The sequence below is a fragment of the Parvibaculum sp. genome (assembly GCF_019635935.1).
Classification (GTDB): domain Bacteria; phylum Pseudomonadota; class Alphaproteobacteria; order Parvibaculales; family Parvibaculaceae; genus Parvibaculum.
This window is the reverse complement of the sequence record NZ_JAHBYN010000001.1, coordinates 274,783-300,300: the sequence shown is the minus strand read 5'-3', so window position 1 is coordinate 300,300 and position 25,518 is coordinate 274,783. Positions and strand designations below refer to the sequence as shown.

The 25,518-nt window shown below is 64.2% G+C and carries 27 protein-coding genes and 1 tRNA gene; 19 read left to right on the top strand and 9 right to left on the bottom strand.

All coding sequences use genetic code 11. From position 1 onward, the window contains the following. Positions 1-6: 6 nt before the first annotated feature. Positions 7-513: an outer membrane protein assembly factor BamE gene (gene bamE / locus KF719_RS01560; RefSeq protein ID WP_293506518.1), complete on the bottom strand. Its 507-nt coding sequence runs from the start codon at positions 511-513 to the stop codon at positions 7-9. Between the two features lie 114 nt (positions 514-627). Between bamE and KF719_RS01555 the strand changes: the two genes are divergently transcribed. From KF719_RS01555 to KF719_RS01525, 7 genes are all read left to right on the top strand, one after another. After that, on the top strand, positions 628-1,200 hold the full coding sequence (locus tag KF719_RS01555; protein WP_293506516.1) for a ubiquinol-cytochrome C chaperone family protein: 573 nt from the start codon (positions 628-630) through the stop codon (positions 1,198-1,200). 12 nt (positions 1,201-1,212) lie between these two features. Further along, positions 1,213-1,770 carry a DUF177 domain-containing protein gene (locus KF719_RS01550; protein ID WP_293506515.1) on the top strand — a complete coding sequence of 186 codons (558 nt, stop codon included), beginning with the start codon at positions 1,213-1,215 and terminating at the stop codon, positions 1,768-1,770. 110 nt (positions 1,771-1,880) lie between these two features. Then, a complete protein-coding gene (gene plsX, locus KF719_RS01545) occupies positions 1,881-2,966 on the top strand; it encodes a phosphate acyltransferase PlsX (protein ID WP_293506513.1) in 1,086 nt (361 codons plus the stop codon). After that, positions 2,963-3,940, top strand: coding sequence for a beta-ketoacyl-ACP synthase III (locus tag KF719_RS01540; protein ID WP_293506512.1), 978 nt, complete (start codon positions 2,963-2,965; stop codon positions 3,938-3,940). Before plsX ends, KF719_RS01540 begins: the two co-directional genes overlap by 4 nt. Before the next feature lie 95 nt (positions 3,941-4,035). After that, positions 4,036-4,362 carry an integration host factor subunit alpha gene (locus tag KF719_RS01535; RefSeq protein ID WP_293506510.1) on the top strand — a complete coding sequence of 109 codons (327 nt, stop codon included), beginning with the start codon at positions 4,036-4,038 and terminating at the stop codon, positions 4,360-4,362. Positions 4,363-4,435: 73 nt separating this feature from the next. Further along, positions 4,436-4,903 carry a MerR family transcriptional regulator gene (locus KF719_RS01530; RefSeq protein ID WP_293506508.1) on the top strand — a complete coding sequence of 156 codons (468 nt, stop codon included), beginning with the start codon at positions 4,436-4,438 and terminating at the stop codon, positions 4,901-4,903. A gap of 102 nt (positions 4,904-5,005) precedes the next feature. Further along, positions 5,006-5,082 (top strand) — tRNA-Pro (locus KF719_RS01525). Between the two features lie 228 nt (positions 5,083-5,310). On the opposite strand, the gene KF719_RS01520 is transcribed toward KF719_RS01525, so the two are convergent. Then, the gene (locus tag KF719_RS01520; protein ID WP_293506506.1) at positions 5,311-5,526 is read right to left on the bottom strand and encodes a DUF2842 domain-containing protein; all 216 of its coding nucleotides are present in this window, start codon (positions 5,524-5,526) and stop codon (positions 5,311-5,313) included. Positions 5,527-5,666: 140 nt separating this feature from the next. Here KF719_RS01520 and KF719_RS01515 point away from each other — a divergent pair, with 140 nt between their 5' ends. From KF719_RS01515 to KF719_RS01505, 3 genes are all read left to right on the top strand, one after another. Beyond that, positions 5,667-6,701 (top strand): COX15/CtaA family protein, encoded by a 1,035-nt coding sequence (locus KF719_RS01515; protein ID WP_293506504.1) that lies wholly within the window; start codon positions 5,667-5,669, stop codon positions 6,699-6,701. A 154-nt stretch (positions 6,702-6,855) separates the two neighbouring features. After that, complete coding sequence (locus KF719_RS01510) at positions 6,856-7,692, top strand: sulfotransferase (RefSeq protein ID WP_293506502.1); 837 nt, start codon at positions 6,856-6,858, stop codon at positions 7,690-7,692. Further along, positions 7,682-8,707, top strand: coding sequence for a hypothetical protein (locus KF719_RS01505; protein WP_293506500.1), 1,026 nt, complete (start codon positions 7,682-7,684; stop codon positions 8,705-8,707). The genes KF719_RS01510 and KF719_RS01505 overlap by 11 nt, the downstream gene beginning before the upstream one ends. Before the next feature lie 223 nt (positions 8,708-8,930). Here the strand turns inward: KF719_RS01505 and KF719_RS01500 are convergent, their stop codons facing one another. From KF719_RS01500 to KF719_RS01485, 4 genes are all read right to left on the bottom strand, one after another. Further along, positions 8,931-10,205 (bottom strand): O-acetylhomoserine aminocarboxypropyltransferase, encoded by a 1,275-nt coding sequence (locus tag KF719_RS01500; protein WP_293506498.1) that lies wholly within the window; start codon positions 10,203-10,205, stop codon positions 8,931-8,933. A 191-nt stretch (positions 10,206-10,396) separates the two neighbouring features. After that, on the bottom strand, positions 10,397-10,822 hold the full coding sequence (locus KF719_RS01495) for a CoA-binding protein (protein ID WP_293506496.1): 426 nt from the start codon (positions 10,820-10,822) through the stop codon (positions 10,397-10,399). Further along, positions 10,822-11,640, bottom strand: coding sequence for an enoyl-CoA hydratase (locus tag KF719_RS01490; protein ID WP_293506494.1), 819 nt, complete (start codon positions 11,638-11,640; stop codon positions 10,822-10,824). Before KF719_RS01490 ends, KF719_RS01495 begins: the two co-directional genes overlap by 1 nt. Positions 11,641-11,695: 55 nt before the next feature. Continuing rightward, on the bottom strand, positions 11,696-12,235 hold the full coding sequence (locus KF719_RS01485; protein ID WP_293506493.1) for a GNAT family N-acetyltransferase: 540 nt from the start codon (positions 12,233-12,235) through the stop codon (positions 11,696-11,698). A 100-nt stretch (positions 12,236-12,335) separates the two neighbouring features. Between KF719_RS01485 and KF719_RS01480 the strand changes: the two genes are divergently transcribed. The 4 genes from KF719_RS01480 to argC all read left to right on the top strand — a co-directional run bounded on the left by KF719_RS01480 (position 12,336) and on the right by argC (position 14,884). Next, a complete protein-coding gene (locus KF719_RS01480) occupies positions 12,336-12,752 on the top strand; it encodes a PaaI family thioesterase (protein ID WP_293510547.1) in 417 nt (138 codons plus the stop codon). A 167-nt stretch (positions 12,753-12,919) separates the two neighbouring features. Then, positions 12,920-13,384, top strand: coding sequence for a 50S ribosomal protein L13 (rplM, locus tag KF719_RS01475; RefSeq protein WP_293506492.1), 465 nt, complete (start codon positions 12,920-12,922; stop codon positions 13,382-13,384). Between the two features lie 2 nt (positions 13,385-13,386). Beyond that, positions 13,387-13,860: a 30S ribosomal protein S9 gene (rpsI, locus tag KF719_RS01470; protein WP_293506490.1), complete on the top strand. Its 474-nt coding sequence runs from the start codon at positions 13,387-13,389 to the stop codon at positions 13,858-13,860. A 70-nt stretch (positions 13,861-13,930) separates the two neighbouring features. Further along, positions 13,931-14,884, top strand: coding sequence for an N-acetyl-gamma-glutamyl-phosphate reductase (argC, locus tag KF719_RS01465; protein WP_293506488.1), 954 nt, complete (start codon positions 13,931-13,933; stop codon positions 14,882-14,884). Positions 14,885-15,149: 265 nt separating this feature from the next. Here the strand turns inward: argC and KF719_RS01460 are convergent, their stop codons facing one another. From KF719_RS01460 to phaC, 3 genes are all read right to left on the bottom strand, one after another. Continuing rightward, entirely contained in the window at positions 15,150-15,992 is an 843-nt protein-coding gene (locus KF719_RS01460) for an EamA family transporter (protein ID WP_293506486.1), read from the bottom strand. 661 nt (positions 15,993-16,653) lie between these two features. Continuing rightward, positions 16,654-17,082, bottom strand: coding sequence for a hypothetical protein (locus tag KF719_RS01455; RefSeq protein ID WP_293506484.1), 429 nt, complete (start codon positions 17,080-17,082; stop codon positions 16,654-16,656). Between the two features lie 105 nt (positions 17,083-17,187). Continuing rightward, positions 17,188-19,056: a class I poly(R)-hydroxyalkanoic acid synthase gene (gene phaC / locus KF719_RS01450; RefSeq protein ID WP_293506482.1), complete on the bottom strand. Its 1,869-nt coding sequence runs from the start codon at positions 19,054-19,056 to the stop codon at positions 17,188-17,190. A 197-nt stretch (positions 19,057-19,253) separates the two neighbouring features. Here phaC and KF719_RS01445 point away from each other — a divergent pair, with 197 nt between their 5' ends. The 5 genes from KF719_RS01445 to recJ all read left to right on the top strand — a co-directional run bounded on the left by KF719_RS01445 (position 19,254) and on the right by recJ (position 25,472). Continuing rightward, positions 19,254-19,874 (top strand): hypothetical protein, encoded by a 621-nt coding sequence (locus tag KF719_RS01445; RefSeq protein ID WP_293506480.1) that lies wholly within the window; start codon positions 19,254-19,256, stop codon positions 19,872-19,874. A gap of 159 nt (positions 19,875-20,033) precedes the next feature. Then, on the top strand, positions 20,034-21,299 hold the full coding sequence (locus tag KF719_RS01440) for an LL-diaminopimelate aminotransferase (RefSeq protein WP_293506478.1): 1,266 nt from the start codon (positions 20,034-20,036) through the stop codon (positions 21,297-21,299). Continuing rightward, a complete protein-coding gene (locus tag KF719_RS01435) occupies positions 21,296-22,603 on the top strand; it encodes a homoserine dehydrogenase (protein ID WP_293506477.1) in 1,308 nt (435 codons plus the stop codon). Before KF719_RS01440 ends, KF719_RS01435 begins: the two co-directional genes overlap by 4 nt. 58 nt (positions 22,604-22,661) lie before the next feature. Beyond that, positions 22,662-23,636, top strand: coding sequence for a class II fructose-bisphosphatase (glpX, locus tag KF719_RS01430; RefSeq protein WP_293506475.1), 975 nt, complete (start codon positions 22,662-22,664; stop codon positions 23,634-23,636). A gap of 24 nt (positions 23,637-23,660) precedes the next feature. After that, a complete protein-coding gene (gene recJ, locus KF719_RS01425; protein WP_293506473.1) occupies positions 23,661-25,472 on the top strand; it encodes a single-stranded-DNA-specific exonuclease RecJ in 1,812 nt (603 codons plus the stop codon). The last annotated feature ends 46 nt before the right edge of the window (positions 25,473-25,518 follow it).

Here is a 25,518-nt window from a genome sequence, read left to right as displayed (position 1 = left end):
TCGCGGTTATCGACGGTTGGGGTTGCCGGCACCGGTGGTGGGTATGCCGGCGCCCGGTGCGTTGTAGCGGCCGAGATTGCCGAAGAGCTGGCCGAGGATCGTCAGTTCCTTGCCGCGGGTCGGTGTCGTGCGGTTGACGAAATTGACGATCTGTCCGTCTTCGAGGCCGTAATAGGCGACTTCCTGCACCACGTCGGTCTTTTCGAAATAGAACGCCGCGATGGCCCGATCGATTTCCTGCGGACGATTGAAGGTGTAGGTTTCGAACTTGCTCGAGATGTAGTACCACGCCTCGCCGTCGATCGTGGAGGTCGTCGAGGGCGATCCCATGATCGTCCGGACCTGCTCCTTGCTCGTAACGCCGGCCTGTATTTTTGCCAGGTCCTTGGGATCGAATATGTAGCCCCGATCTTCCTTGACCGGCGAACAGGCGGCCAGCACCGCTCCTGCCGTTACAAGGCAGACGGCGGCCAGGATCGACCGGGCGGTACGGCGCAGACGCGGCGGTATCATGGTGGGGCTCCTCGGACCGAAAGTTCTTACGTTGACCTACCCTTGTCGCCGGGTAAATTCAATCGGCATATGCGGCCCCGGGCAAGCCGTGTGCGGCCCGGCGGGAGCGAAACCATGATATGGAAACGAATTTTCGGGCGCCAGCGCGGCGAGGAAGAGGCTTTTTCGCTTTACCGGGCGGTCGTGACGCAGGCGCGCCTGCCTGCGTTTTACCTTCACGGTGGCGTTCCCGACACGGTGGAGGGCCGATTCGAGATGGTTTCTCTGCATGTCTTCATGGTTCTGCGGCGGCTGCGCGACGGGGGTGCGGATGGCCGCGCGCTCGGCCAGCGGATTTTCAACGTGCTTTTCGACGATATGGACCAGACCCTGCGCGAAATGGGCGTTGGCGACCTGTCGGTCGGCAAGAAGATCAAGGGACTGGCTTCGTCCTTTTACGGTCGCATCGGCGCCTACGAAGAAGGATTGCGAGCCGAGGGCGACGCAGTTCTGGCCGATGCGATTGCCCGCAACGTGTTCGGGGAGCCGGACATGACGGATCGGGCGGCAAAACTGGCGGACTATGTCCGGCGTTGCGATGTCGCGCTTGCCGCGCAATCCTTCGCCGATATTGCCGCGGGCCGTGTCACGTTCGTTGCGCCTCCCGCGCCAACGGACGCTGCGGCGGCGCATATCGCCGGGCACTGAGACGTGGCGCCCGTGTCTTCGTCTTCCCCCGCACCTGAATTCAGCCTGAAGCTGGCGGCGAAGGATGTGCCGCCCGCCGGCAAGAGCATTGAGTTCAACGCCAATGCCGAAATATGCGCGGCGCTGGCGCGGCGTTTCGGCATTCTCGAACTGCAAGGTCTCAAGGGAACGGCGAGGGTCAGGCCGTTTCGCAAGCAGGGCTTGATTGCCGATTGCCGTTTCGAGGCGACGGTCATTCAGGCTTGCGTGGTGACGCTCGATCCGGTGACGCAGCGGATCGAGGAGAGCTTCACGCGGCGCTGGCTGCCCGAACAACCGACCGAACCGGAGACCGGCGCCGTGGCGCGCGAAGTGCTGATCGAGGCGGAAGGCGAGGACGCGCCCGAGCCGATGACCGGCGGCGCGGTCGACATCGGCGAGGCTGTCGCCGAAGAGCTGGCACTGGCGATCGAACCTTATCCCCGCAAGCCGGGTGTCGCGTACGATCTGCCTTCCGAGGCTCCCGAAGACGTTGCGGAAGAGCGGCCGAATCCCTTTACTGTATTGGAAAAGCTCAAGAAAAATGACTGAGCGCGCGAAATATTCCTCCACATCTGCCTATTGTCTCGCAACGTCAACCTTGTATCTTCTGGGCGCGCGCCGGCTGGCGGCGGGCGCAGGTATTTGAAAAGGGCGCCCGGGTGACACGAGGGCTAACCATTGCGCTGGACGGCATGGGCGGCGACCACGGCCCGGCGACCGTTATTGGCGGCGCCGAAGTTGCGTCGATCCGGCATCCCGATATCCGTTTTCTGATTTACGGCAATGAAGCCGAGATCGCGCCGCTGCTCGAGAAGCATCCGCGTGTCGCGTCGGTAAGCGAGATCGTCCACACCGATGTTGCCGTTTCGATGAACGACAAGCCGAGCCAGGCGCTGCGGCGCGGCCGCAAGACGAGCAGCATGTGGCTTGCCATCGACGCGGTGAAAGAGGGCCGGGCGCAGGTCGCGGTGTCGGCAGGCAACACCGGCGCGCTGATGGCGATGTCGAAGGTGATCCTCAAGACGATGCCGAATGTCGAGCGGCCGGCGCTTGCGGCGCTGTGGCCGACGGCGCGCGGCGAAAGCGTGGTGCTCGATCTCGGTGCGACGATCGGACCGGACGCGGCGCAGCTCGTTCAATTCGCGGTGATGGGCGAAGCCTTTGCGCGCGTCATTTTCAACCTCGAACGCCCCTCGGTCGGATTGCTCAATATCGGCGAAGAGGAAGTGAAGGGTACGGAGCAGGTCAAGGACGCGGCGCATATGTTGCGCGCCGCGCGGCTGCCAATGTTGTTCCACGGCTTCGTCGAAGGCGACGACATTGCCAAAGGTACCGTCGATGTGGTCGTGACGGATGGATATACGGGCAATATCGCGCTGAAGACGGCCGAAGGAACGGCGCGTCTGATCATGGACTATTTGCGCGCCTCCATCGCCGGCTCGCTGATGGCGCGTATCGGCTATGTCTTTGCGCAAGGCGCGTTTCGGGCTCTCGCCAAGAAACTCGATCCCCGCGCTTCCAACGGTGCGGTCTTTCTCGGTCTCAACGGGCTTGTCGTCAAAAGCCACGGCGGAACGGACGCGACGGGCTTTGCGGCAGCGATCGACGTTGCGGTCGATGTCGCCTCCGCCGATCTGGTCAGCAAGATCGTCGCCGACCTCAATTTGATCGACAGGTTCGGAACCGGCGCAACCGGCCAGAACGAAAATACAAAAACACCGGAATCCGAGGCAGTTCTTTCGTGAGTACAATCAGAACAATTATTGCGGGCACGGGGAGCTATCTGCCGGCCCGGGTGATGACCAACGACGACTTGTCGAAGATCGTCGAGACGACCGATGAGTGGATCGTCGAGCGGACCGGCATTCACAGCCGGCACATCGCGGCGGACGGCGAATTGACATCGGATCTGGCGCTGGCTGCGGCGCGCGCGGCGATCGCCGATGCCGGCATCGACGCGCAAGAGATCGATACAATCATTCTGGCGACGACGACGCCCGATTATACATTTCCGGCAACCGCGGTGACGGTGCAGGCCGAGCTCGGCCTGCATCACGGTGCAGCCTTCGACATCCAGGCGGTCTGTTCGGGCTTCGTATATGCGCTGACCATCGCCGATACCTTCATCCGCACCGGGCAGTCGAAGACGGCGCTGGTGATCGGCGCCGAGACGTTTTCACGGCTGCTCGACTGGACCGACCGGACGACCTGCGTGCTGTTCGGCGATGGCGCGGGTGCCGTGGTGGTCAAGGGCGCGGCGGGCGAGGGGACGAATGCCGATCGCGGCGTCCTGACTGCGCATCTCCATTCCGACGGGCGTTACAAGGACAAGCTCTATGTCGATGGCGGGCCGTCCTCGACGCAATCGACAGGGCATGTCCGGATGGAGGGGCGCGAGGTTTTCCGTCACGCCGTGGTCAATATCGCCGAGGCGATCACCGAATCGCTGGCGGCGACGGGGCTCAATGCCGATGACATTGACTGGTTCGTGCCGCATCAGGCCAACAAGCGGATTCTCGACGGCACGGCCAAGCGGATCGGCCTGCCGCCCGAGAAGGTTGTGCTGACGGTGGCCGAACAAGGCAATACCTCCGCGGCGTCCGTGCCACTGGCGTTCGACACGGCGGTCAAGGATGGCCGAATCAAGAAAGGCGACCTTGTGCTGCTTGAGGCGATGGGCGGCGGATTTACCTGGGGATCGCTGTTGCTGCGATTCTAGGGCAGGCGTCGAATTAGAACTTGAATAAAATCGGCCATCCCATTGATATTGACGGGTTTCCGGGGGCGCAATAGGCTTCGGTTGAAACTACAGAGGTGGAGGCCATGGGGGAAACTGTGACGCGCGCGCATTTGAGCGAGGCGGTCTATCAGGAAGTCGGTTTGTCGCGGAACGAATCCACCGAGCTCGTGGAACTGGTGCTGTCGCAGATCGCGGACAGCCTGGCGCAGGGCGACACCGTGAAACTTTCATCGTTCGGATCGTTCTCGGTACGGAAGAAGGGTGGCCGCATGGGCCGTAATCCGAAAACCGGCGAGGAAGTGCCGATCAAGCCGCGGCGTGTGCTGGTGTTTCGTCCGAGCCATGTGCTCAAGGAGCGCATCAACGGGGCGCTGAACGGCAAGTCGGCGGCGGCCGACTAAGCGGCGGCGGACGGTGCAATTGAGCAGATCCGCGTTCATCCATCGGGTTGGGGAAGACCGGCAGGGACCTGATTTGACGATACAAAAGTCAGCGGACGCCTTTCGTACAATCAGCGAGGTCGCGGCCGAGCTGGATGTGCCCCAGCATGTGCTGCGTTTCTGGGAGAGCAAGTTCAACCAGATCAGGCCGCTGAAGCGCGGTGGCGGAAGGCGCTACTACCGGCCCGAGGATGTGGACCTGCTGCGCGGCGTGCGGACGCTGCTCTACAATGACGGCTACACGATCAAAGGCGTCCAGAAAGTCTTTCGGGAACAAGGCGTTAAGTTCGTCACCGAAACCGGCAAGGGCATGGTCGACGCATCGGTCGCCGAACTGGCGCGCGAGGCGGTGGAGCGCGGCGACCAGGACGAGCGCGACGGACCGGCGCGCCCGATCGGCGCGCGCGGCCGCAAGCAGCTGGCGGCGGTGCTGGAAGACCTGATTTCGCTCAAGGACGAGATCGACGAGACGCTGTGGGCCGACGAGGAAGAGGAAGGCTAAGGGCCTTCAAAAATAACGGAAAAAGGCCGGTTTGAGCCGTTGCCGCGATGTGGTCTCGCGTCTATAGTCCGCGCCGCCCGAGGGGTTCGCTCCTCGTCCGGTCGGAGCGTAGCGCAGCCCGGTAGCGCACTTGTCTGGGGGACAAGGGGTCGTCGGTTCGAATCCGGCCGCTCCGACCAATTATCGCCAAACTACAAGGAGTTAGCCGATGATCGACGCCATTCTTCCGATCGTTCTTTTCATCGTCGTCATCTTCGTGCTCAACAAGGTCGTGACCGGCCGCTTCGGCTGAAACGGCGCTTCTGGCGTTCGACTGTCATCGAACTGTCAAAAATCTGTCACAAATGCTTCGGCGCGAGCGGCGGATGGCTCTCGGGGGCGGGGATAAAATAAACTTGTCCCCGGTTTCAGGCCGGGTCGGGACGGACCATCCAGACGATCAGATATTTCGCCGGGAAGGCCCAGGCGACACCCGCCGTCAGGTAGTAGAAAAACTGCACCGCGCCGTTGTCCGGCAGGTGGCCGCTGACCGCAACCGTCATCACCAGAAACGAATAAAGCGTCAGGCCGATCAACAGCACGACGGTGCCGATCAGTTTGCGGGTGCGGATGCCGAGACGCATGGGAACTCCGAATTGGCCGGGCGGAACAGCGAGGCCTTTCGATTAGCCCATCCGGGCGCGCCTGCATAGACCGGCGCGGCGAGGCGTCGCGGCCCGAACGGGCTAGGCGCGGGCGGCCCCAGCGGCTATTCCTAACTTCCATGAGCCTTCTGTCCCGGATCAATGCCGCCGAACGCAGCGACGCTGACCATCGCGCCATCGCGATCTGGCTGGCGGCGGTCGCCGCACTCGTCTTCATCATGGTGGTGGTGGGCGGGCTGACGCGGCTGACCGAAAGCGGGTTGTCGATCACCGAATGGAAGCCCGTGACCGGCGCGTTGCCGCCGATGAGCGAGGAACACTGGCAGGCCGAATTCGATCTCTACCGCCAGATCCCGCAATACCAACTCATCAACAAGGGCATGTCGCTTGCCGAATTCAAGACGATCTACTGGTGGGAGTGGAGCCATCGCTTTCTCGGGCGGCTGATCGGGCTCGCCTTCTTCGTGCCCTTCGTCTGGTTCCTCGTGACGCGGCGCGTCGAGCGGGCGCTGCTGCCGCGGCTTGTCGGGCTGTTCGTGCTGGGCGGCATGCAAGGCGTGCTCGGCTGGTGGATGGTGATGAGCGGGCTGACGGAGCGCACGGAGGTCAGCCAGTACCGGCTGGCGGCGCATCTGGGGCTGGCGACGCTGATCTATATGGCGCTGGTCTGGACGGTGTTCGACCTCCAGCGCGGCAAGGCGACGCGGGCGCTTGGCGGCATCGCCAAGGCGGCGCTGGCGCTGGTCATCTTCGTCTTTCTACAGACGATCCTCGGCGCCTTCGTGGCGGGCTTGCGGGCGGGCGCCGTCTACAACACCTGGCCGCTGATGGACGGCGCATGGCTGCCGGACGGGCTGATGCGCATGTCGCCGCTCTGGCATAATTTTTTCGAGAACCATCTGACCGTGCAGTTCCAGCACCGGATCGCGGCCTATCTCTTGTTGCTGGCGGCGCTGTGGCACTGGTTTGCGGCGCGCCGGACGGCGGCGGCGGACAGCGCGGGGCTGTTGCTGCTCGCGATTGTCCTGCAGGCGCTGCTTGGCATCTGGACAGTGTTGTGGGTCGTGCCGATCCCGCTTGGCGCGGCACATCAGGCGGGCGCGCTGATCGTGCTGACGTTGGCGTTTGCGCATGCGCACCGGGTGATGCGGTAGGGGCTTGCAGAAAGGGCCCGGCGCGGGGCCGGCGACATCTTGAGGCGCACTTGCATTATTTACCGTGTGCACGATCTGGGTTATCGTCCGGCGAGCTTGGATTTTGTGCCGACAGTAACGAACGGGCCAAGCTGCCTGAACATCAAGGACAGCAATGAACGTCGTACTGATCTTCGGCGCCCGGCGTACCGGGACGACTCTTCTCAATCAAATCCTTTGCAACGACCCCGATGCGAATGCGCATGTCGGGGAGTGTCAGTTGCTGACCCGGATGCTTGGCAGCTTTCGCTGGGCGACGACAAATTACGACCGTGTGGTGCAGTGGTACTTCGACGACTACGAGGGTTGCAGGGATTTGTTCAGAAGGCAGATCGACGATTTCCTGCGCGTTTCGGCCGCGCATTTCGGCGGCGTGGAAAACCTGGTTCTGAAGAACCCCGAGATGAGCAGATTCAAGGCCGAAATCGACGTGCTGATGCCCACCGCCAAGCAGGTGATCTGCGTTCGGGATCCGCGCGACCAGATTGTATCGGAGCTCGATGTGGGCAAGCGGCAGGCGGAGCGGGGGATGGACGGCGACGCGGCCAAGGCTTTCAAGAACAGGGACGTTGCCGGGTTGGCGAAGAAGTACACGTCCTACTATGCGCCGATGCTGTCCGGTGAGCCGGAAAATTCAATGTTCGTGCGTTATGAAGACGTGATACAGGCGCTCGAGCCGACGCTAAGAAAAATCGAGAAATTCACGGGGCTCGATCTGTCGCAGTACGATCCGGATTCGGAATGGAAGCGTTTCGAGCACAAGGAGCACATACGCAAGATGCCGGCCTATGTCGAGCAGTACGGTTCCGCGCTCGACGCCTCCCGCGTCGGCCGATTTCGGGAAACGCTGACGGAGAAGGAAGTGGAAACGATCGACGCAATCTGCGCTGAACCGCTGGCGAAGTTTTATGGCGGCCGGATGCATTCGGACGATCGTGTTCATGGGCGGTGATCTTTCCTTCGTTACCCTGTTTGACGACCGAGGGCCGCTCTATCCGTTGAAGGCATTCAATTTGCTCTGCCTTGCGGCGACGTGGGCGCATCATGTGCGTGACGGTTCGGGGATTCCGCTTCGGGTTCATGTCGTGCGACCGCAGAGCACCCGGCTCCTCGATTTTCTGGAAGGGACCGGCGCGTCGCTTGTCGTGCACGAGAACCCGCACTACCTCTGCAACTATTCCGGCACCTACAACAAGCTGCTGGCTCTTCTCGACCAGAAAAAGACCGAGGCGCGCATTCTGCTGGACAACGATGCTGCATTCGTCCGCGATGTGCCCGACCTGATCGAGCCGGCAAGGCGCTGCATCATGGCGGACCTGGCGGACAAGGAGCGCGCGCCGAAGGAGATCGTCGACACCGTGCGCGAACAACTCGGGCTCGATACGATCCACGCGGCGTGGGAGCCGTGGCAGTACAAATATGAAAGGCTGGCGAACGGCGATCCGTTGCGCGAGATCGAGTGCCTGTATTTCAACTCGGGCGTCGTGACGTCGCCGCTCAACTCGCGGCTTCACTGGATATGGCAGCGCCATGCGACGAAGATCTCGCACCACTTCAAGAACCGGTTCCCGAAACAGAAGCAGCGTGGCGCTTTCGGGTCCGATCAATTGCCGCTATCGACGGCGGTTCTGGAGCATGGGCGGTTCGAGCCGTTGCGGCCGGCATTCAATTACCGGGTCTATCAGTTCCTGCTCGGGGAATGCACCGCGGAAGAGATCGGGATTGTGCACCAGGTCGGGCTGCGGCGATATGAAGGCGACGTGTTCGCCGACGGACTGAGCGATCCGGCCGGTCTTATCCATCACTACTACAGTGAATTCATGGAAGCGCCGATCCGGCGCGACGCACTGGACCGCAAGGCGGAAAGGGTTGCCGCCGTTGCGCATGTCCGCACCGGCCTTGCGTCGTGTATCGAAGCACTCGGGATCGCCGATATGAGCGAGCTTGGAGCCGTCGGCGGGAGTTAGCGGGCGCGGCGCATCAGGCCGGCGCGCTGATCGTGCTGACGGTGGCGCTGTGGCATGCGCATCGGGTGATGCGGTAGGGGTTTTTCTTCAACCAAATTTGGATGTCACCCCGGCACTTGTTGCCGGGGTCCATTGGCCCTCCGTTTCCCGGTGAGGTGGATTGGGTCCCGGGGACAAGCCCCGGGATGACACCTGTTTTTTATACGAGTCAGAACGATACGGCTCACGCCCCCAGCGCCTGTTCGAGGTCGGCGATGATGTCGGCGGGGTCTTCGAGGCCGATGGAGAGGCGGACGACGTCGGGGCCGGCGCCGGCGGCCTTCTGTTGATCCTCCGTCAACTGACGATGTGTGGTGGAGGAGGGGTGGATGATCAGACTGCGGGTGTCGCCGACATTGGCGAGGTGGCTCAAGAGTTCGACCTTGCCGACAAGCTCGACGCCCGCCTCGTAGCCGCCCTTGACGCCGAAGGTGAAGACGGCGCCGGCGCCTTTCGGCGAATATTTCTTCATCAGCTTGTTGAAGGGGTCGCTGTCGAGGCCGGCATAGGAGACCCAGGTGACCTTGGGGTGATCCTTCAGGAACTTCGCCACCTTCAGCGCCGAGTCTGAATGGCGCTGCATGCGGAGCGGCAGCGTTTCGATGCCGGTCAGGATCATGAAGGCGTTGAAGGGCGAGATGGCGGGGCCGAGATCGCGCAGGCCGAGGACGCGGCAGGCAATGGCGAAGGCGATGGGGCCGAAGGTCTCGGCGATCTTCAAGCCGTGATATGAGGCGCAAGGCTCGGTCATGGTCTTGTACTTGCCGGACTTCACCCAGTCGAACTTGCCGCTGTCGACGATGATGCCGCCCATCGAATTGCCGTGGCCGCCGAGGAACTTGGTCGCGGAGTGAACGACGATGTCGGCGCCGTGTTCGATCGGCCGGCAGAGGTAAGGCGAGGCCAGCGTGTTGTCGACGATCAGCGGCACGCCGGCGTCATGCGCGACCTTGGCGATCGCCGCGATGTCCATGACGATGCCGCCGGGATTGGCGAGGCTTTCGATGAAGACGGCCTTGGTCTTCGGACCGATGGCGGACTTGATCGAGGCCGGATCGGTGCCGTCGGCCCAATCGACTTCCCAGCCGAATTTCTTGAAGGAGTGACCGAACTGGTTGATCGAGCCACCGTAAAGCTGCTTGACGGCGACGAAGCGGTCGCCCGGTTCGAGCAACGTGTGGAAGGCGAGCATCTGCGCCGCGTGACCGGACGCAACGGCGAGCGCCGCCGTGCCGCCTTCCAGCGCCGCGACGCGCTCTTCGAGCACGGCGGTCGTCGGGTTGGTGATGCGGGTGTAGATGTTGCCGAAGGCCTGGAGGCCGAACAGCGAGGCCGCGTGATCGACATCGTCGAAGACGAAGGAGGTCGTCTGGTAGATCGGCGTGGCGCGGGCGCCTGTGGTGGGGTCGGGCTTGGCGCCGGCATGGATGGCGAGGGTGTCGAATTTGCGGTCGGTCATTTGTAGCCTCGTTGGTTTTCTTCGTTGTCACCCCGGCGAAAGCCGGGGTCCATTGGTTCCCTCAGCAGGGGAGTTGGCGGGCGGCGTCAGCGCCATGTGCAGAATTGATACCTGCGGCAAGCGGCACTGCGAGTGGGCCCCGGCTTTCGCCGGGGTGACACTGAATGTTGAGCGAGGTTGGCGGCAAGAAATTACACCCCCAATTTCGGTATCTCGATTTTCGGACACCGGTTCATCACGACTTTCAGGCCGGCGGCGCGGGCGCGGGCGGCAGCTTCTTCGTTGACGACGCCGAGCTGCATCCAGATGTATTTGGCGCCGATGGCGACGGCTTCGTCGGCGACGGGGCCGGCGGCTTCGGAATTGCGGAAGACATCGACCATGTCGATCTTTTCGGGAATGTCGGAGAGTGCCGCATAGACCTTCTCGCCGTTGAGGCTCTGGCCGGCGAGGCCCGGATTGACCGGGATCACGCGGTAGCCTTTTGCCTGAAGGAACTGCATCACGCCATGGGAGTCGCGGCGCGGATTGGAACTGGCGCCGACAAGGGCGATCAGTTTCGTCTCGTGCAGGATGTGTTCGATGTCGCCGGGCTCGACCTCATTTGCGGTTGGCATCAGCGGTCTTCCCATTTCGGGTCGCGCTTTTCGATGAAGGCGCCGATGCCTTCCTCGGCGTCGCGGGCGAGCATGTTTTTGACCATCACTTCGCTGGCATAGTCGTAAGCCTCGGCGAGCGGCTTTTCGAGTTGCTCGTAGAAGGCGCGCTTGCCGATCGAGACCGTGTGCGCCGATTTCGAGGCGATGAGGCGCGCAAGATCCGTCACCGTGGCGTCGAGTTCTTCGGCCGGTACCGCGCGGTTGACGAGGCCGATCTCGACGGCGCGGGCGGCGGAAATCATTTCGCCGGTCAGCAGCATTTCCATCGCCTGCTTGCGGGCGACGTTGCGCGACAAGGCGACCATCGGCGTCGAACAGAAGAGACCGATATTGACGCCGGGCGTCGCGAATTTCGCTTCGGTCGCGGCGATGGCGAGATCGCAGCTGGCGACAAGCTGGCAGCCGGCGGCCGTCGCGATGCCGTGGACGCGGGCGATGACCGGCTTCGGACAATGAACGATCGCCTGCATCAGCGCGCTGCATTGACGCATCGTCGCCTCGTAGAAGGCGCGGCCGCGATCGGCTTCGGCGCGGGCGGCGGTCAGTTCCTTCAGGTCGTGGCCGGCGCAGAAGCCGGGACCGGCGCCGGTCAGCACGACGACGCGCACCGCGCGGTCCTCGGCGATGCGCGCGAATTCGGCCTGCATCGCGTCCATCAGGTCGTGCGACAGGGCGTTGCGCTGCGCCGGGCGGTTCATGGTCAGGCGGGCGATGCCGGATTTGTCCTCGCGGATCAGCAGGGGCTCGGCGGCGGTTTTCGCGGCGGGCTGGCTCATCGTGGCGTCTCCCGGTTTTGCTTTTGGGGGAGCATAGCGGGGTGGGGCGCCGGAGTCAGGGGCGCTTCATCCGGTAAAGCACATGCCGCCGGAGCTTGTGGCCGGGGGCGAGGTTCGGGTGGTCGAAATCGTCCTTCGGGTCGTGGGTCATGCCGAGGCGCTGCATGACGGCTTGCGAGCGCAAATTGCCGGTGACGGTGAAGGAGACGATTTCGGGGAGGCCGGCGCCGAAGCCGTGGGCCAGCGCGGCGCGAGCGGCCTCCCACGCATAGCCCTTGCCCCAATGGGCCGGCGCGAGGCGCCAGCCGATCTCGACCGCAGGGGTGAAATGCGCCTCGAAGGTGACGGGGCGGATGCCGGTGAAGCCGATGAAGGGGGCGACGCCCGGCACTTCGACGGCCCAGAAGCCGTAGCCCATGATTTCGATGTCGGATTTCAGGATCTGCGCGACATTGTCGCTTTCGGCGCGGGAGAGCGTGCCCGGGAAATGCTCCATTACTTTGGGGTCGGCCGACATGGCGGCGAAGGGCGCGAAGTCGGCGTCCCGCCAGGGGCGCAGGATCAGGCGTTCGGTCGTGAGCGTGACGGGGGGCATGGCTTTCTCCTCAAGGGCGGCGGAGTTTAACCGCGCCGGCGCTTGGGGTAAAAGCGGCGGGCAACAAGGGGAGGGGCGGGTGGCCGATCTGAAGCCGGTGATGAGCGTCGAGGCGCTGGAAGACTTCATGGCGCGGGAGTTTCCGCAGATGCGGGAAGGGGGCGCGCTGACGCGGATCGAGGCGGTGGGGCCGGGTTTTGCGCGGCTCAGGCTTGCCTTCGCCGAACGCAATCTCCGGCCCGGCGGCACCGTATCCGGGCCCGCCATGATGGCACTCGCCGACTATGCGATGTATGCGGCGGTGCTGGCGCATATCGGTCCGGTGGCGCTGGCGGTCACCACCAACCTTTCGATCAATTTTCTGCGGAAACCGAAGCCTGCCGAGATTATCGGCGAGGCGCGGCTGTTGAAGCTCGGGCGGGCGCTGGCGGTGGGCGAGATCGCGATGTGGCAGGAGGGGGCGGCGGACGACCCTGTGGCCCATGCGGTTTCGACCTATTCGATCCCGCCGAAGTGAGGGGAATGGGGTATTATAATACCCCATCGGCAAAAGACTGTTATTTCAGCGTTTTTCGGGCCTCGGACACGCCGGATGTTGTTGACAGGCCTCCGGGGATCGCCTAGAAGCAGCGCCGAACAGGGGCCGCGATTGCGGCCCTTCCAGATTTTTCAGGATGTTTCGCAATGAAGACCTATTCCGCGAAAGCCTCGGAGATCGAGAAGAAGTGGATCGTGATCGATGCCGAAGGCATCGTGCTCGGCCGGCTTGCGTCCTATGTCGCCAATGTGCTGCGCGGCAAGACCAAGGTGACCTACACACCTCATCTCGACTGCGGCGACAACGTGATCATCGTCAATGCGGCGAAGGTGGCTCTCACCGGCGCCAAATACGACGACAAGCGCTACTACCGCCACACCGGCCATCCCGGCGGCATCAAGGAAACGAGCCCGAAGCGCATCCTCGAAGGGCGCTTCCCGGAGCGCGTGATCGAACTCGCCGTCAAGCGGATGATCCCGCGCGGGCCGCTCGGCCGCAAGCAGATGGGCAATCTGCACATCTATGGCGGCGCCGAACATCCGCATGAGGCGCAGCAGCCGCAGAAGATCGACTTCGCGGCGCGCAACCGCAAGAACGTCAGGATCGCATGACCATGTCCGAAACAACCACGCTTGAAGGCCTGAAAGAAGCGATCGCACCGGCGGCGGAAGCCGCGCCGGCGGAGCCGAAGCTCGACAAGTTCGGCCGCGCCTATGCAACCGGCAAGCGCAAGAACGCCGTTGCCCGCGTCTGGATCAAGCCGGGCTCGGGGCGCATCAGCATCAATGGCCGCGCGCTCGAAGTCTACTTCGCGCGTCCGGTGCTGCGCATGATCCTCAACCAGCCGCTGGTGACAGCCGCGCGCGAGAAGCAGTACGACATCACCTGCACGGTGGTGGGCGGCGGCTTGTCGGGCCAGGCGGGCGCCATCCGTCACGGCATTTCGCGGGCGCTGACCTTCTTCGAACCGGGCCTGCGTCCGGCGCTGAAGAAGGAAGGCTTCCTCACGCGCGACAGCCGCGTGGTCGAGCGCAAGAAATATGGCAAGGCGAAGGCCCGCCGCAGCTTCCAGTTCTCGAAGCGCTGATCCCCTCAGGGGTTCACGGAAAGGCGCTTCGTGGAAACGAGGCGCCTTTTTTGTTTTTGTGGAGAGAGAGATGACGACGAAGGTTTTCATCGACGGCGAAGTGGGGACGACGGGGTTGCAGATCCGGGCGCGGCTCGACGGGCGCGACGATCTGGAACTGATTTCGCTCGGCGAGGCGAAGCGCAAGGATGCGGGCGCGCGGAAAGATGCGCTCAACGCCGCCGACATCGTGGTGCTGTGCCTGCCGGACGATGCGGCGCGCGAGGCGGTGTCGCTGATCGACAACAAGACCACGCGCGTCATCGACGCCTCGACGGCGCATCGGGTGGCGGACGGCTGGGTTTACGGGTTTCCCGAAATGACGGCGGCGCAGCGGCAGCTTGTGTCGGGCGCGGCACGCGTCACCAATCCCGGCTGCTATCCGACCGGCGCCATCGCGCTGACGCGGCCGCTTGTCGAAGCGGGGCTGCTGCCGGCCTCATGGCCGCTCACCGTCAACGCGGTGTCGGGCTATTCGGGCGGCGGCAAGCAGATGATCGCCGAGTTCGAGGACGAGGCGTCGTCGAACTACACGCTCGAAGCCTTCCGCGCCTATGCGCTCGGCCTCGCGCACAAGCATGTGCCGGAGATGCAGGCGAATATGGGGCTTTCGCATCCGCCGCTCTTCACGCCGAATGTCGGGCGCTATGCGCAGGGCATGATCGTCGAAGTGCCGCTGCAGCTCTGGGCGCTGCCGGGCGCGCCGGCGCTTGGTGGCGTGCATGAGGTGCTGGCGGCGGCCTATGAAGGCGCGCGGTTCGTGTCGGTGGCGGCGCTTGCCGACAGTGCGGCGATGACCAAGCTCGACCCCGAGCAATTGAACGGCACCAACGCGATGAAGCTGTTCGTTTTCGGCAACGAGAAGACGAAGCAGGCGCGGCTTGTGGCGCTCCTCGACAATCTCGGCAAGGGCGCGTCGGGCCAGGCGGTGCAGTGCCTCAATCTGATGATCGGCGCGGATGAGGGGCTTGGCGTCAATCTTTGAAGGAAGGTTTTGCACGCGAAGACGCGAAGGCGCGAAGACGCGAAGAAGAAGTAAGGGAAGGTATCACGCAGAGACGCAGAGAGGAATGTATGTGTGGCAGGCTCCCGTTTCCTGTCGCCCGATTCCTTTGCCGGGCAAAGCCCGGCAAGAAAAAAGGGCGCTTGTGGGAGCCCATGCCCGTATCCCGCATAACAGCACCTCTGCGTCTCTGCGCCTCTGCGTGAACAATTCTTTCTTCTTCGCGGCTTCGCGTGCCAATTCCTTCCTACATTCTGAGCAATATAACGCCCGCCGCGACGACGCAGGCGGCGGCGATGGCGCGCCAGCCGAGGCCTTCTTTCAGCAGGAGGCCGGAGATGAGGGCGGCGAAGACGACGCTGGTTTCGCGCAGCGCGGCGACGGGGCCGAGCGGCGCCAGCGTCATCGCCCAGATCACCAGCCAGTAGGCGATGACGGACATCACGCCGCCGGCAAAGCCGATGGCCATGGCGCGCTGCGGCACCAGGAATTTCCGGCCGCGCCGCCAGAGCACCAGCAGGAAGAAGATCAACCCGTCGCCGGCGAAGAGCCAGATCACATAGATGTGCGGGCTTTCGGCGATGCGGCCGCCGAGGCCGTCGTTCAGCGTGTAGGCGGCGATGAAGAGCGAGGTGCCGAGCGCATAGGCGAGCGCGCGCGGATCGTTCGGCAGGCCCGCGCCATTGGTGCGGCGGAAGGCGAGGCTGACAATGCCGAGCGCGACCAGCGCGATGCCGATGAAAGCGGGCGTGGGCAGGATTTCGCCGAGCCAGATTGCGCCGATGACGGTGACGATCGCCGGGGCGAGGCCGCGCGACAGCGGATAGACCTGGCCGAAATCTCCGTGTTCGTAGCATTTGACCAGGAAGAGTTTGTAGCCCGCATGCAGCGCGAAGGAGAGCGCGAGGATCCTGGCGACGTCCCAGCCCGGAAAGGGAATGAAGGGCAGGAAGGGCAGCGCGACAAGGCCCGTCGCCGCCGCGATCCAGCCCATGGTCATCAGCCGGTCGGCGCCGGTCTTGACCATCGCGTTCCAGGTGGCGTGCAGGACGGCGGAAAGAAGGACGGCAAGCGTGACGGTGAGGGTCAAGGAGAAGCGCTCCGGCGGGACCGCGGAATGGCGGCGGAGGGGAGGCTAGCGGTTTCGGCTGAGTCTGCCGAGGGGGGATTTAGGCGAAGGGGTTTGCGTGGGGGAAGGGGCGCAGCGGAATTCTTCACCTCCCCCTCGCGGGGAGGTCGAAGGGCGAAGCCCTTCGGGTGGGGGCGCTGAGGCTAAGGGATGGGATAGAGTTTGCCGCGACGCCGCAACCCCCACCCGAGAAATCCGCGTCCCGCGAATTTCTCGACCTCCCCGCAAGGGGGAGGTGGAAGGTTGTTTCAGAGGTTCAGTCCATATCCGCCGTTATGAGGAGGCAAAGCCGACGAAGCAATCCAGATTGCTGCCTTCTGGGTTACTTCGCTTCGCTCGCAATGACGATCTTTTTGCGTTTGAGCAACCCGACAATGTCATCCCGGCACTTGTTGCCGGGATCCAATCCACGCTGCGGCGAGCGGTGAGGCGAGTGGGCCCCGGGAACAAGTCCCGGGGTGACACATGAGGTTGGGGCGTATACGGAGTATCCGAGGTCTCAATCCTCGCTCTTCACCATCACGTAAAACCCCGGCGCATCTTCCAGCACCTTGAGTTTGCCGTTTTCGATTTCTTCGCTGCGCTTGTACTGAAGGTCCTGTGATAGACTCTGACGCAGAGGTTAGTTGGAAATCTGAAGATCGTAGAGTTTATCCTCTCGATCTCGACATACACCCAGTCCTGAAATGCGAAGACCGACCATGGAGTATTTGAACTCACATCGCATGGTTGCGCCGTCGCCCGCGCTGAGATTTGCCACACCTGTCCCGGATGCAGAATCGGATGTCAGGCGCCCGCTGCTACCGAATGCTGTTCCGCCGACGTGTCCCTGTTCGCTGTGATAGTAAGTCTCGCCGCCAGTCGTTCGCATGACTGTCCAAGGTCCTTCAAAAGTCTTGTCAGCGAGTGCGATCTTCATCGTCCCCGAATTTGCGCCTGCATCCGCAGTGCCTTTTCCAACTAATCCTGTTTGTTGTTCAATCAACGTGACATTGACTGTCGTGCACGCAGCCATCAAAGCTGCCAGACAAATCACTCCAATTTTTTTCATGGCTAATTCCCTTCGAGTTGATCGAGTGAATACGTCATGCAACCAATGGAGCGTCGCTGGCGGACACTGCACCAAAAACAGATTTGCGGGACAGAATTATATCCCTCAGTCCTCGCTCTTCACCAGCACGTAAGACCCCGGCGCATCCTCCAGCACCTTGAGTTTGCCGCTGCCGGGTTTGCGCGCAGGGACCATTTCGCCTGACTTTTCGCTGAGCCATGCTTCCCAGTCCGGCCACCAGGAGCCCTTGTGGTCGGTGGCGCCCTCAATCCATTCGGCGGCGGTGGCGGGGAGGTTGTCGTTGGTCCAGTGGTTGTATTTGCCGGCCGCCGGGGGGTTGATGACGCCGGCGATGTGACCGGAGCCGGCGCAGATGAAGCGCACCGGGCCGCCGAAGAGTTTCGTTGCCTTGTAGACGGAGTTGTAGGGCGAGATGTGGTCCTCGCGGCTCGATTGCAGATAGACCGGCACCTTGACCTTGTGCAGGTCGAGCGTTTCGCCGCCCAGCACCATGCGGCCCTCGGCGAGTTTGTTTTCGAGATAGCACTCGCGCAAATAGCCGACATGCATGGCGGACGGCAGGCGCGTCGCATCCGAATTCCAGAACAGGATGTCGAAGGGCATCGGCTCGCGGCCGAGCAGGTAGTTGTTGACGACATAGTTCCAGATCAGGTCGTTCGACCGCAGCATGTTGAAGGTCGAGGCCATGGTCGAGCCCTTCAGGTAGCCGCCTTCCTGATGCATCTGGCGTTCGATGTCGGCGATCTGTTCCTCGTCGATGAAGACCTTCAGTTCGCCGGCCTCGGTGAAATCCATCTGAGCGACAAGGAAGGTCGCCGACTTGATGCGGGTGTCGCCGCGCGCCGCCATGTGGGCGAGCGAGCAGGCGAGCAGCGTGCCGCCGATGCAATAGCCGACCGCGTTGACTTCCTTCTCGCCGGTCGCCAGCTCCACCGCGTCGAGCGCCGCATAGACGCCTTCGGTCATGTAGTCCGCGAAGGTCTTCAGCGCGAGGCGCGCATCGGGGTTGACCCAGCTTGCGATGAAGACCGTGTAGCCGTTGTCGAGCGCATGCTTGATGAAGGATTTTTCCGGCGTCAGGTCGAGGATGTAATATTTGTTGATCCAGGGCGGGAAGATGACGAGCGGGCGCTTGTGGACCTTTTCGGTCGTCGGCTCATATTGAATGAGCTGCATCAACTCGTTCTGGTAGACGACCTTGCCCGGCGTCGTCGCGACGTTGACGCCCAGCGTGAAGGCCGACATGTCGGTCTGCTGGATGTCGATATGGCCGTGGCCGCGCTCGATGTCTTCGAGCAGATGTTCCATGCCGGCAACGAGGTTCTCGCCGTTCGAGTTCAGCGTCGTGCGCAGGATTTCCGGGTTGGTGAAAATGAAGTTCGAGGGCGAGACCGCGTTGGCGATCTGGCGGATATAGAAGTCGGCCTGTTCGCGCGTATGCGGATCGACGCCTTCCGCGGCGCGCACGCGGTCGGTCATCCATTTGCCGGTCAGCAGATAGGCCTGCTTCATCAGGTCGAAGACGATGTTTTCCTGCCAATCGGGATCGCGGAAGCGCTTGTCGCTGCGGCTCGGGGCGGCCACCGGCGGCACCTCCTCGCCGAGCAGGAAGCGGCGCGTCATCGAGCCGGCCAGCGTCAGGTAGCCCTGCCAGAGCGCCGCCTGCGCCTCGAAGATTTTCGCCGGGTTTGCCATGTAGCTGCCGGCCACCGTCATCAGCGTGCGGCCGACGCGCTGCAGATCGTGCAGGCTGCGGTCGGCGCCGCCGGACGAATCGTCGGCGTTCATCAACCGCCGCGCCGCCTTCTGGCCGAGCACGGCGGCCTGCATCAGGTTGAGGGCGAGCGCCCCCATGTCGGGCACGGCGTAGCTCAGGGGCGCTTCGGCGGTTTTTTCGGGCGCGGGCTTTTTGGGTGAAGAGGGGCTTTTCTTGCGGGTTTTCGGGGGGCTCATCTGCAGTCCTTGGAGGGCGGCGGCGGGCGCTTTTCCTGTCGATATGGGGCGGTGGGCGCTTCTGTCACCCCCCTGTCACCGACAAATTGTTTCTTCGCCGGAGCCTATACTATACGCTTGCACATGTCCGCCGGATGACGCCGCTTCGCGCGCGCAGGGGCGGGCGGGACGAAAGAAAATTCAAGGGAGTTCGAGAGATGTCCGCTCTGGCGAAGGTGGGGCCGGCGACGGCCGCGGTGCTTCTGGCGGGGCTCGCGCTCGGCGGCTGTTCGATGATTTCGGACGATGCCAAGCCCGAGGCGCTATACGGCGGCACGCCCGCGCCGGCATCGGCGGATGCGACCTTCCCGGACCTTCGCAGCGTGCCCCAATCGGCGCCGCAGGTGACGTCGCCGGCCGAGCAGCAGCAGATCGCCGACGGGCTTGCCGACGACCGCGACCAGGCGCGCTATGCCGACCAGCTTTTGCGCAGCGGCACCGCCGCGCCGGCTTCGTCGCGGCCCGCCGGCCCCGTGCCGCCGCCGCTCCCGCCGCTCGAGAACATCCCCGCCGGCATGGAAGACAAGCGCGCGCTCTATGAGAATGCGCCGATCATTCCGATGCCGGCCCGTGGCGGCCACCGGGACATGACGGCCGTCTTCAAGATCGAGACGGCCTCGCGCGCGCCGACCGCCGAGGAGGCCGCCACCGTGACCGAGGACGGCGCACCCGCCGCCGCGCCGGCCCCGGCCGCGTCCTCCGGCGTCGATACCGGCCCGGAAGTGACGCCGGCCCCGACCAAGCGGGTCACCGTCAAGCCGGTGATCGGCCAGCCGTAAAGGCGCCGGACGGCGCCCCGGCCGCGGCGGCCACGTTTCCGCCGGATTTTCCACCTATCCGACTGCCGCAGGGCTTTGGCGGGGCGGGCTTTGGCGTTATAAGGGCGCCCTGTGCCCCGGCGCGCACCCCGCGCCCGTTCGCGTCTCCAGGAAGCTGCCATGAGCGAAGAGTTTCATCGCATAAAGCGTCTGCCGCCCTACGTCTTCGAGAGCGTCAACAAGCTCAAGGCCAAGGCGCGCGCCGAAGGCCGCGACATCATCGATTTCGGCATGGGCAATCCCGACATGCCGACGCCGCCGCATATCGTCGAGAAGATGATCGAGGCGGTGCGCGATCCGAAGACGCATCGCTATTCGTCGTCGCGCGGCATCCCCGGCCTCCGGCGGGCGCAGGCCGCCTATTACCAGCGCCGCTTCGGCGTGACGCTCAATCCGGAAACCGAAGTCATCGCGACGCTCGGCTCGAAGGAAGGGCTCGCCAATCTGGCGCAGGCGATCACGGCGCCGGGCGACGTCATTCTCTGTCCGAACCCGAGCTATCCGATCCACGCCTTCGGCTTCATCATTTCCGGGGCCGTCATCCGCTCGGTGCCGTTCGAGAGCGAGACGGGCTTTTTCGACATGCTGGAGCGCGGCATCCGGCACAGCGTGCCGAAGCCGGTGGCGCTGGTCGTTTCCTATCCGTCCAATCCGACGGCGCAGGTGGCCGATCTCGATTTCTACCGCGAGGTGATCGCCTTTGCGGCCAAGCACGATCTTTTCGTGATTTCCGATCTCGCCTATTCGGAGATTTATTTCGACGGCAATCCGCCGCCCTCGATATTGCAGGTGCCGGGCGCGCGCGAGCGCACCGTCGAGTTCACCTCGCTGTCGAAGACCTTTGCGATGCCCGGCTGGCGCATGGGCTTTGCGGTCGGCAACGAGCGCCTCATCAACGCGCTCGGCCGCGTCAAATCCTATCTCGACTACGGCGCCTTCACGCCGATCCAGGTGGCGGCAACGGCGGCCTTGAACGGCCCGCAGGACTGCGTCGCCGAAATCCGCGGCATCTACAAGCATCGCCGCGACGTGCTGGTGGACAGCATGGCCCGTTCCGGCTGGGACATTCCCTCGCCGCCGGCCAGCATGTTCGCGTGGTCGCCGATCCCGGAAAAGTTTCGGCATCTCGGCTCGATGGGCTTTGCGACGCTGCTGCTCGAACAGGCCGACGTCGCCGTCGCGCCGGGCATCGGCTTCGGCGAATATGGCGACGGGCATGTGCGCATCGGTCTTGTCGAGAACGAGCAGCGCATCCGGCAGGCGGCGCGCAACGTCAAGCGCATGATGACGCATGCCGACCAGATCATCGCCGAATATGAAGAGCGCGTCGGGATCAAGGGAAGCGTCGTGCCTCACCCCAGTTCAACGAGGGCGGGCCGGACGTGACAAAACCACTGCGGATCGGGATTGCCGGCCTCGGCACGGTGGGGGCGGGCGTGGTCAAGATTTTGGCCGCGCGTGGCGAATATCTGGCTGCGGCGACCGGACGCCGGATCGAGATTGCCGCCGTGTCGGCGCGCGACAGCAACAAGGATCGGGGCATCGACCTTGCGGGCATCCGCTTCGAGCGCGATCCGCTGGCGCTGGCGGCCGCGGACGACATCGATGTCGTGGCCGAGATGATCGGCGGTTCGGAAGGCGTGGCGCGCGACCTCGTGGAAGCGGCGCTGAAGGCGGGCAAGCATGTCGTCACCGCCAACAAGGCGCTGCTTGCGCATCACGGCGCGGGCCTTGCGCGGCTCGCGGAAGCCAAGGGCGTTGCGCTGAATTATGAGGCGGCGGTGGCGGGCGGCATCCCCATCGTCAAGACGATGCGCGAGGCGCTGGCCGCCAACGAGATCCGCAGCATTCACGGCATTCTCAACGGCACCTGCAACTACATCCTGACCGAGATGGAGACGACGGGGCGCGACTTCGCCGATGTGCTGAAGGATGCGCAGGAACTCGGCTATGCCGAAGCCGATCCGTCGTTCGACGTGGGCGGCATCGACGCCGCGCACAAGCTGGCGATCCTGACCAGCCTCGCCTTCGGCACGGAGGTCGATTTCGGCGCCGTGCAGATCGAGGGCATCGAGAAGATCAGCGCCACCGACATCTCCTTCGCGCGCGAGTTCGGCTACAAGATCCGGCTGCTGGCCATCGCCGAGAAGCTCGATAGTGGCATCGTGCAGCGGGTGCATCCGGCGCTGGTGCCGGAGGGGACGCCGCTTGCGGCGGTGTCGGGCGTCTACAACGCCGTGGCGGTCGATGGCGACCGTGTGGGGCATATGGTGCTCGAAGGCCGCGGCGCGGGCGAGGGGCCGACGGCATCGGCCGTCATCTCCGACATCGCGGACATCGCCCGCGGGCTGGTGCTGGCGCCCTTCATCGTGCCGGCTGACCGGTTGAAGAAACTGGTGCAACCGCCTGTGGATACACATAAAAAGGCGTTTTACCTGCGGGTGCGGGCGATGGACCGGGCCGGCAGCATGGCCGCCATCACGCAGGCGCTGGCGCAGGCTTCGGTCTCGATCGAGCGCATCGTGCAGCGCGGCGACCGGCAGGACGGCAGCGGCCGTCTGCCCGTCGTATTCGTGACCCACGAGACCGACGAGGGCACAATGGCCCGCGCGCGGGCACATTTGGCAGAACATGAAGATGTGGCGGGCACACCGCTGGTTTTGAGAATAGAAGACGGGGAGCTGCGCTGAGAGGCGGGGCCGACAAAACACGCCCATATGCAAGGGCGAAGACCTGATGGGGATTTTGATGGCGACGAAGATTACGAACCTGAACCGCATGCTGGCGCTCGAGATGGGGCGCGTCACGGAGCGCGCGGCGGTTCGGTCGTCCTTGTGGGTCGGGCGCGGCGACGAGAAATCGGCCGACCAGGCCGCCGTCGACGCGATGCGCAAGGAACTTAACGTGCTCGATATCGACGGCGTCGTCGTGATCGGCGAGGGCGAGCGCGACGAGGCGCCGATGCTTTACATCGGCGAGAAGGTCGGCACCGGCAAGGGCCCCAAGGTCGACATCGCGCTCGATCCGCTGGAAGGCACGACACTGACCGCCAAGGCGATGCCGAACGCGATGACCGTGCTGGCGGCGGCGGAAGGCGGCACGCTGCTTCACGCGCCCGATTGCTACATGGACAAGATCGCCATTGGCGGCGGCTATCCGGATGGTCTTGTCGATCTCGATGCGACGCCGGCGGAAAACCTCAAGGCGCTGGCGAAAGCCAAGAAGGTCGATGTGCCGGAACTCACGGTCTGCATTCTCGACCGGCCGCGCCATGCCGATCTGATCCGCGCCGTGCGCGAATGCGGCGCGCGGGTGACGCTGATTACCGATGGCGACATTGCAGGCGTCATTGCGACGACCGATGCCGAGACCGGCGTCGACCTCTATATGGGTGTCGGCGGGGCACCGGAAGGCGTGCTGGCGGCGGCGGCGCTCCGGTGCATCGGCGGCCAGATGCAGGGCCGCCTCGTCACCGCGGTCGAGGAACAGAAGGTTCGGGCCGCCAAGATGGGCGTCAAGGATTTCAACAAGAAATACACGATGGGCGAGATGGCGTCGGGCGACGTGATTTTCGCCGCCACCGGCGTCACCGATGGCTGGCTGCTCGACGGTGTGCATCATGTGAATGGCGGCGTCACCACGCATACCATCGTCATGCGCTCGGCGACCGGCACCGTCCGTCGGCTGAAGTCCTTCCATTCCAATATCGAGAAGTTCGGCTAGGCCGGGAGCTTGCAAGGAGGCGCGGTGTCCGGGGCGTTGACGAGACATTTCCTCGGCGTCGACCGGTCCGTCACGGGCCGCGCCTGGGTGAGCCGTCTGGCGGACGACCGGCTGGCTCTCGCCATCGCGCAGCGCGAGGGACTGCCGGAAATCGTAGCGCGCGTGCTGGCCGGGCGCGGCGTCGCGCCCGAAGACTGCGCGGCCTATCTGGCGCCGTCGCTGAAAAGCCTGATGCCCGATCCCCGCGTTCTCATCGATATGGAAAAGGCGGCGTCGCGGGTCGCCAAGGCCATTATCGACCGCGAGAAGGTCGCGGTGTTCGGCGACTACGATGTCGACGGCGCAACGTCGTCGGCCTTGCTTTACCGATTCTTCCGCGCCGTGGGCCGCGAGCTTCGCGTCTACATCCCCGATCGCATCCGCGAGGGCTACGGGCCCAATGCGCCGGCGCTGCTGCGGTTGAAGCAGGAAGGCATCTCTCTTCTCCTTACGGTCGATTGCGGGACGATGGCGCACAAGGCGCTGGGGCTCGCGGCGGATGCGGGGCTGCCCTCCGTCGTCATCGATCATCATCAGGCCGAGCCGGCGCTGCCGCCGGCCTATGCGCTGGTCAATCCGAACCGGCTCGACGACGAGAGCGGCCTCGGCCAGCTTGCCGCCGTCGGCGTCGCCTTTCTCTTTGTCGTCGCCGTCAACCGGGCGCTGCGTGAGGCCGGCTACTACGCCGGCCACGACGAGCCCGACCTGATGCAATGGCTCGACCTTGTGGCGCTCGGCACGGTTTGCGACGTGGTACCGCTGACGGGTCTCAACCGCGCCTTCGTCGCGCAGGGGCTTCGCATCATGGGGCGGCGGCGCAACGTCGGCATGGCGGCGCTTGCCGATGTGGCGCGGATGAACGGCGCGCCCTCGACCTATCATCTGGGTTTCCTGCTCGGGCCGCGCGTCAATGCGGGCGGCCGCGTCGGCCGCGCCGATCTCGGGGCGCGGTTGCTCGTGACCGAAGACGAGGAAGAAGCGCGTCACCTTGCCGAAGAACTGAATGTGATGAATGCCGAGCGGCAGGCGATCGAGGCGCAGGTGCTGGAAGAGGCGCTGGCGCAAGTCGATGCAAGGCTCAGTGCTTCCCGCGCGAACGCGCTGCCGCCGCTCATTCTGGCGCAGGCGGCGGGCTGGCATCCCGGCGTCATCGGCATCGTGGCGAGCCGTCTCAAGGACAAATACGACCGGCCCTCGATGGTGCTGGCCTTCGACGCCAAGGGCGAGGGCAAGGGCTCGGGCCGTTCCATTCCGGGCGTCGATCTCGGCCGCGCCGTCACCGCGGCGCTTGAGGCGGGGCTTCTCGTCAATGGCGGCGGCCATGCGATGGCGGCCGGTGTCACGCTCACCGAGGACAAGCTCGAGGCCTTTGAGGCATTCCTGACGAAGCGCCTCGAAGATGCCGTCAGCGCCGCCTCGGAGGCGAAGGCGCTCCGGCTCGACGGCGCGTTGTCGGCGCGGGGCGCGACGCGCGACCTCTACGATCTGATCCAGCAGGCGGGACCTTATGGCGCCGGCAATGCCGAGCCGCGATTCGCCGTGCCGTCGGTGCGCGTGGTGAAGGCCGACATTGTCGGCAAGGCCCATGTGCGCTGCATACTGACCGGCGAGGATGGCGGGCGGCTGAAGGCCATTGCCTTCCGCGCCGCCGAGACGCCGCTCGGGCAGGCGCTGATGGACCGGGGCAGCGGCTTGCTGCATGTCGCGGGGCGGCTCACCGCCGACGACTGGCAGGGAAAACGCGACGTGCAGCTGACGCTCGAGGACGCCGTTCCGACGCGGGATGCGACGCCCTGAAATTGCAGGTGAAAATTCCGGCTTTTCGGCGGGTTTCCGGGGGGTT